Raw genomic sequence first — 6,853 nt, 5'->3', positions numbered from 1 at the left:
ATTAATTCTTTTAGTGAATAGGCCCTAGATAAAACAACGCCCTGAGCTTAACCAAAGTTCAGGGCGTTTTTATATCTGTTGATGCTGGTAGACACAGGGATGCACGCAATGCTTTTAACTGATTTTTGGACAGAAATTCGTTAGTATTTCTACTTAATTTATAAAAATACAGATTAAATCAGGTATAGGGAAGCCATGGCCACGGTTAGAAAATGCAGTTGTTTAGATAGCGTAGTGAAGATACGTTCAGTAGACAGACGCAATGAGGTTTGCTTTAACAGTATCCGAGCATCCGCTCATAAAGCTGATAAAAAAGTGTTATTTCCAATAAAAATCAATAATTTATTTTATTGCATGAAAGAATCCTATACTTAAGGACGTAAAACAAAGCTACCTTTTCCGACAGAGGTTGCCTCTCTTTTTTAGCCCTCATTACTTACAAAAACAACTCTATAATTCTTAGGTAAATCAGTATGCTATTACACTACAACATGCATAGGTTTAAAGCTATATGGTAGGATAGGCAATATCTATCTTGATCATATGGGAGCACTTATGTCTAATGATGCGTCAAGAACTGTAGAGTTCACGGTCGAAGAGAAAGTTATACAGTTGAAGAAAAAAGCAGATCACAATAAAGCAGAAGCTTTGTGGTCCTTCAAAATCGTAATGCTTTCTACTTTGATTAGTCCTTTATTTGTTGCATTTGGTGCAGGCGATCTTTATGGAAAAATCATACCTTCCGTTCTATCTCTCATTGCAGCAGCATTGACCGCTTGGTTGCAGTTACGCAAGCCACAAAATCTATGGAAAATATACCGTACAGCCCAAAGAAAAATAGAAAATGAATTAGAGTTATATCAATTCAAAGTCAATGAATATGATTCTAACGATGCTGAGAAAAAGCTTCTATTGAATGCTAACAACATTTACCTTGAGACTCATTCAAAGTGGGTGGAATCAATACCTACAGAGAAGTCACTTAGTAAAGTGTCTAAACAAGGAGCTAAGTAATGGTAAAGGCGAAAAAAAGTAGGAAGAATAAGAAACAGTCAAAGTTATCAAAAGTACTAAGTGGCTCCAAGAATCAGTTCTTTGTATTGAACAAGTTTCATACTGAGTTAAGTTGCTTTGAAATAGAAAGGTCAGTGCCTACTCTTTCTAAACACCCGTATTTTAGCAAACAGATCAACCTAGGAACTGACCAGAGCTTTACTGAATTCTACGATGCAATCCTACCTTCATGCGACCTTCCACACAATTTATCATGGTCATTGGGTGTTTTAAAAAATCATCAAGAGAAAATAAGAACATTCCAAGAGCTCGAGTCCCAAATTGAAGAACATTTATTATTAGACAATTACGAGCAAGCTATTGAAATATTAGACATCATTGATAGCACATGTGGAATCTCAACTTGGTCCTTAGGAATAAGAGGATCGGTGTACAAACTATCGGAAGATTATGAATCTCACTCTAATCTATTGCAAAGTATTCTTGAAAACAAAAACTACAACGACTTCTTTAAAACGATATGTAAGTATGTGCTAGATAGGTATGATGAAAGCTCTATACATATTAGCTCTTCAGATTCATTAAGAAAACAACTGATAAGAACTTTGGATGATGAACTTAGCAGCTTTCTTATTTACAAAATAACCCCAAAAGATTACCTATCCGAATACAAAATCGATTTCAACAGCGTTATAGACTACGAAAAGAGGATGTCTATAATTGACTTATACAAAGCTGTAATATCATTTATAGAAAATGATATTATAAACTATACTTATTTGCCGAATTATCTCTGCAACGCAATAGCAACTCTAGACAACGTAGCCCTAAGCCCTATAACGCATAATGCTATTAAATTTCACAACTTTCAAAAAAGAGAGGTATCTTTCTCTTTTGAATCAGAAGCTATTGATCTATACACGCGAGGTGAATATAGAACACTGGTCGATGAAATTGCTAAAAATCCTAGAGAAATATATAACTTTGCCATTTTTGAAGTTATTGCAAAGTCCATCGCACGGGTGGAGAAAAACCCATTTAATGGATTAATGGCCAAGATCACAGACCATATATCTTCTATAATACTAAAGAAAGAAGATTTTTACTCTTCATATTATTCCCTACTTGGGATCTGTCATGCGTTTTCTGGAGTACATTGGTTTCAAGAGCTACAATTATTTGTAACGAAAGAATCACGATTTATAGATGAAAAGTCAAATAAAAGACTGGAAATACTGGTAGCTTTGAATTCTAGAGAAGATACTCCTAGAAAAATAAAATATTTTAGTCATGATGTAAAATCAAAGTACTTTGATTATCTCAAGTTTCATTGTGCTAATTCAATCACTGCGGATTTATTTGTTGCACTAAACAATCCTAATATTGTTGAATTGTATGATAATTTAGTTCCCCAAGATATCGATCCTATTAGGTATAATAAATACAAAGCTATAACTTTACTTAACAGTGGGAATAAGTTTGATTCTATCGCGTTACTTGAAGATATAACTAGTGACAGCTCAATAATTGATTCTTACGATGGAATTAATTTCTTAGTAAAAGCCTACATTGAAACAAAAAAACCTGAAAAAGCAATTGGGATATTTGTAGATAAGATTATAAATAATAAAAATAACATTCTTATCTTTGACGTATCTAGATTAGCATCATCTGCGAGCTCGCTTCTCACAACATCAAAATCGATAGATATACCTATATGCTTGTGTATTTATTCGAATTATGTCGATGATGAATTCGATTCATCTCTAAGAGCTAGTTTTGACCACTTCCTCATCAATAACAATATATCGAGACCTTTAACTTTAATAGATACAAATCTTGGGTACGAAAATAGGAAAATTAATTATTTCTTAGAGCATGTTTGCACCCCAAGTAATATGAAACTATCACTTTTACTTGATAACAAAGATGATATCAATGCTTGTAGAATAGAAACATGTAACTATTTAATTGAAAATAATATTTCTAAAGATAAGCTAATTGAGGAAACTAAACATATTACAAAAGAGCAAGTGTTTAAGAAAGCGGCAGCTCATGTAGATCAAAGTCGCATTCATGTGGATACTAGTATATTGAAAGGTAATCGTTCCAAAAGCTTTAAAGAAGTGTTTGATCGATTTTTAGAGCTAAAACAGCAGGATTATTCAGCATATGAGGATGAAATTGCTCTTCAGAAGCTGACAAAGATAATTCCTTCAATACAAGGAAATATTTATGATGCTGCAAGTAGCTTGCACATTATGAATATGAACTTCAATGAGAAAAACCGTACATTTCACCGCCTATTAAGTATGCTGAGAGATGAGTTCACATTTGGAGAAAAAGGGCTAAATAGCTACCTGAGTACAAGAATAAGGCATGGTGTACTTCCAACTGACTTGCGGAAACCGATCCAGAAAGAATATTTGTGGTCAGCTATCGACTCTGAGACTGGAAAACCTACAGAAAATAAGTATTGGTTAAATAAATTTCCTAATCTGATTAAAGATGACAAACAAAGGTTATCTTCATGCCTATCCAAATTCACAAAGAATTTTGAAAACACTATCGATGAGATAAATGATAGTTGGCTACAGATTGTATCACTTGACCAAGACATCAGTAACATAAAGAAAGGTGTAAATAAAAGCAAAGCTCTTTTCAATTATTCTATCTCTGTTACTGAAACATATATTATTCAAAGTCTTATAGAGAATGAAGACTACGATAGTCTAGTAGACATAGCCATAGACTGGTTGTGGCATAGAACTGATACAAATCTCGTAGCAATTCGTCATTCAATTGAAGAAAAAGCTATGGAAAAATTTATAGTCTTCTTTGATGAGATCGAGAGTGAGGTCCAAAGTATAAACTTAAATGAGAAAGAACTAGACTCTATACTAAATTCAATTAGAAGGGCAAGGGAAGGTTTGACAAACCGACTCAAATCAGTTTCATCGTGGTTTAAAAGATCAACTGCAGGTCAAGTCAAATATTTTGACTTACCTACAGCTGTTGATATTGCCTCTCGTTCAACAAACGTTTCGGCTGAAATCAAATCTAACTGTAGCGAAACACTTGATGGTAAATATTTGTCTAGTTTCGTAGATATATTTTACATTATCTTTGAAAATGCTCTAAGCAAGAGTAAACTTCATAGGGATGAACTAAAAGTAAAAGTTGACATTAATGCAAACAATGACGAACTAGAAATAATAATTGAAAATAATTGTTTTAAAGTTAATGTTTTAGAAAAAGAAAAGGAATTAGATTATTATCGAAGTGCTTATGGTAATGACTCTTTGATGAGAGAAGCATCTCAACAAGAGGGGGGAACTGGTATATTCAAAATTTGTAACACTATAAATAAAGAATTTGGATTTAAACATACAAATGATTTTGGCTATATCAATTCTGAATTATTCCAAACAAGAATTGTACTGAATAACGCCCTTGGGGAGATGGTTCATGAAAATACTAATTGTTGAAGACCAAGCTGACAAGAAAGATAATATTGAAAAGTATTTATTAGATAACCTTTCTGATATTTCTGTTAATGACTGCTGCTCATTAAGGGGGGGGTTGAAAGAAGTTGTTACAAACCCTACTTATGATCTTATTCTGCTCGATATGAGTATGCCTAACTTCGACCCTTCAGAAGCCTATTATGACGATTCACCAGAAAGCTATGCTGGAAAAGAACTAATGGAGCAAATGAGATTGAGAGGAATATCAATTCCTGTAATCGTGGTTACCCAATATTCATCGTTTGAAGGAGGTTCAGTAGCCTTAGACGGATTGTCTGAAATGTTTTCTGACCAATTTAGTGACTTTTATAAGGGCTGTATATATTACAACTCTGCCACTGAAAACTGGAAGTCTGATCTAGGTAAATTAATTAACAGCATAAACGAGTAGCAATAAATGTCCAAACCAACAATCCTCATCGTTGATGATAATTATTCAAAAATCCAAGGAATCACAGCTGCCTTGAAGGATTTTGATTTTGACTTTGATACTGTATTGTCTTCTCGATGCGCTCTTCAAAAAATGAAAGTTCATCAATTTGACTTGCTTGTTATCGACCTTCAAATACCAGAAGCGCTGGGTGAAGATATAGACCAAGAAGGAGGTTTAAAATTACTCAAAAACATTCCTTATAACCCACTTATAAAAAAACCAAGACATATTGTTGGTTTTACATCACATAAAGATTCTTATGACCAATGTAAGGATGATTTTGAATCATCTGGATGGTCAATACACTTATTCAATGGCGATTACGATTTGATAAAATCTGTAATTACATCCCAAATAGATTACTCTAACAACGGAAAAGTCTCATGTGATATAGCCATTCTAACAGCGTTAGAACACACAGAACTCGAGGCTGTTTTAAATAAAAATTTGAACTGGGAAGAAGTCAGCGAGATAGATGATTGTAGTAAGTATTACAAAGGTAGATTAACTAATAGAGACGGAAAATCTCTAGTTATAGTTGCTGCCTCTTGTCACGGGATGGGAATGGCTAACGCGTCGGCTATAACAATGAAGATGTGCCTAAAATTTAATCCAACATACTTTATAATGACCGGTATAGCGGCAGGAATAGAGAACAAAGTAAACTTGGGTGATATTTTAGTTGCCGATTTATGTTGGGATTGGGGCAATGGAAAGCAAACCATCCGAGATGGAAAACCAGTCTTTCTAGCCGCTCCAAAACAAGAAGTTTTGAATGAAACCTTGAGAATTAAGCTACGCACGCTAGTTACTAATCGAGATTATCTTGAGGAAATTTACAATAGTTGGCCATCAAGTTCTCGACCTAAACACGCATTATCGGCACATTTAGGGCCTATAGCAACAGGTGCTGTAGTACTTGAAGATCCTAATGTCGTTGAGGCAATAAAATATCAAAACCGCGAAACTATTGGTATTGAAATGGAGGCTTATGGGGTTTTACTCGCGACAAGACTTTCAGGAACTCTACCTCCTCATTCGATAATTATAAAATCAGTATGTGATTTTGCTGACCCATCAAAAGATGATAATTATCAAGGTTATGCAGCTCACACAAGTACTAGCTACGCTTTTAAAATAATAGAGAACATTCTAGTGTTCTAGTTTTTTACTGAACTTCATTACTTATATGCGTCAGGTGAAAGTGGTGACGGAAAGTCACCACTTGGGGCTTTCAGTTACCACCAACACATGCCAATAAACAACAGCAATAGTTTCACTACATTGCTACTACCAATGATTGAAAGAAAAGCCAGTTCCATTACGGAATCTGGCTTCTGAGAGATTCAATACTCCGTTGAGGTCTATTTACTAGTAATTATGGTATGTCAGTTAATTTATATAACTAAAGTCACATTCCAATATGATTTTACATAGTGCAGTAGTGTTTCCTACGTCTTCAAGGTAAGTACGTATTGCCGACAGATAATCAAAGTCCTCTAAGCTAGTTCTAAAACAAACCCCGATAGTTTCTACTTGTAGTTAAGTGAGTTACATGAGCATTATCAGCAACTTGAATCGCTACCGATAGAGTAGTCACTCTGTAGCATTACTAAAATTTGGTCAACTTTAAGCTTGCAGAGTTAGTTACCAGTAGCACGGATAAAACAAAAAGGGGCAGAAATGAGATAACTAGTGTCTAGCTAATTGCGCTTCTAAAGCCCCAAAATACTCAAACTTTATTGTATCTTGTCGATCTTTATTGGAATCGATAAAACTATGTTGTTACCTAACACTTGGTAATTAAGCACACATATATTGTTATAGATCTGTCTTAATTATGTACTGCGTTCTTGTTTATTAATTTCTCGTCTATACC

General features: G+C 34.2%; 4 protein-coding genes. All 4 read left to right on the top strand.

Going from position 1 to position 6,853, the window contains the following annotated elements; translation table 11 throughout:
* The first annotated feature begins 543 nt into the window (after positions 1 to 543).
* Genes ACN0TY_RS16480 through ACN0TY_RS16465 form a run of 4 tightly spaced genes read left to right on the top strand, consistent with a single transcriptional unit; the run spans position 544 to position 6,138 of the window.
* Positions 544 to 1,014 carry a DUF4231 domain-containing protein gene (locus tag ACN0TY_RS16480; RefSeq protein WP_417445323.1) on the top strand — a complete coding sequence of 157 codons (471 nt, stop codon included), beginning with the start codon at positions 544 to 546 and terminating at the stop codon, positions 1,012 to 1,014.
* The gene (locus ACN0TY_RS16475; protein WP_417445322.1) at positions 1,014 to 4,502 is read left to right on the top strand and encodes a hypothetical protein; all 3,489 of its coding nucleotides are present in this window, start codon (positions 1,014 to 1,016) and stop codon (positions 4,500 to 4,502) included. The genes ACN0TY_RS16480 and ACN0TY_RS16475 overlap by 1 nt, the downstream gene beginning before the upstream one ends.
* A complete protein-coding gene (locus ACN0TY_RS16470) occupies positions 4,483 to 4,932 on the top strand; it encodes a response regulator (RefSeq protein ID WP_417445321.1) in 450 nt (149 codons plus the stop codon). The genes ACN0TY_RS16475 and ACN0TY_RS16470 overlap by 20 nt, the downstream gene beginning before the upstream one ends.
* A 6-nt stretch (positions 4,933 to 4,938) precedes the next feature.
* On the top strand, positions 4,939 to 6,138 hold the full coding sequence (locus ACN0TY_RS16465; protein ID WP_417445320.1) for a response regulator: 1,200 nt from the start codon (positions 4,939 to 4,941) through the stop codon (positions 6,136 to 6,138).
* Positions 6,139 to 6,853 lie beyond the last annotated feature (715 nt).

It is taken from the genome of Joostella sp. (assembly GCF_048266025.1).
Taxonomy (GTDB): Bacteria; Bacteroidota; Bacteroidia; order Flavobacteriales; family Flavobacteriaceae; genus Galbibacter; species Galbibacter atrarenae.
Note: the sequence above shows the minus strand (reverse complement) of the source record. Positions and strands in the feature narration are given on the sequence as shown.

Excerpts from the sequence above, each read along its gene's own strand:
- ACN0TY_RS16480 (WP_417445323.1), top strand. The coding sequence starts at position 544 with ATGGGAGCACTTATGTCTAATGATGCGTCAAGAACTGTAGAGTTCACG.
- ACN0TY_RS16475 (WP_417445322.1), top strand. The coding sequence starts at position 1,014 with ATGGTAAAGGCGAAAAAAAGTAGGAAGAATAAGAAACAGTCAAAGTTA.
- ACN0TY_RS16470 (WP_417445321.1), top strand. The coding sequence starts at position 4,483 with ATGAAAATACTAATTGTTGAAGACCAAGCTGACAAGAAAGATAATATT.
- ACN0TY_RS16465 (WP_417445320.1), top strand. The coding sequence starts at position 4,939 with ATGTCCAAACCAACAATCCTCATCGTTGATGATAATTATTCAAAAATC.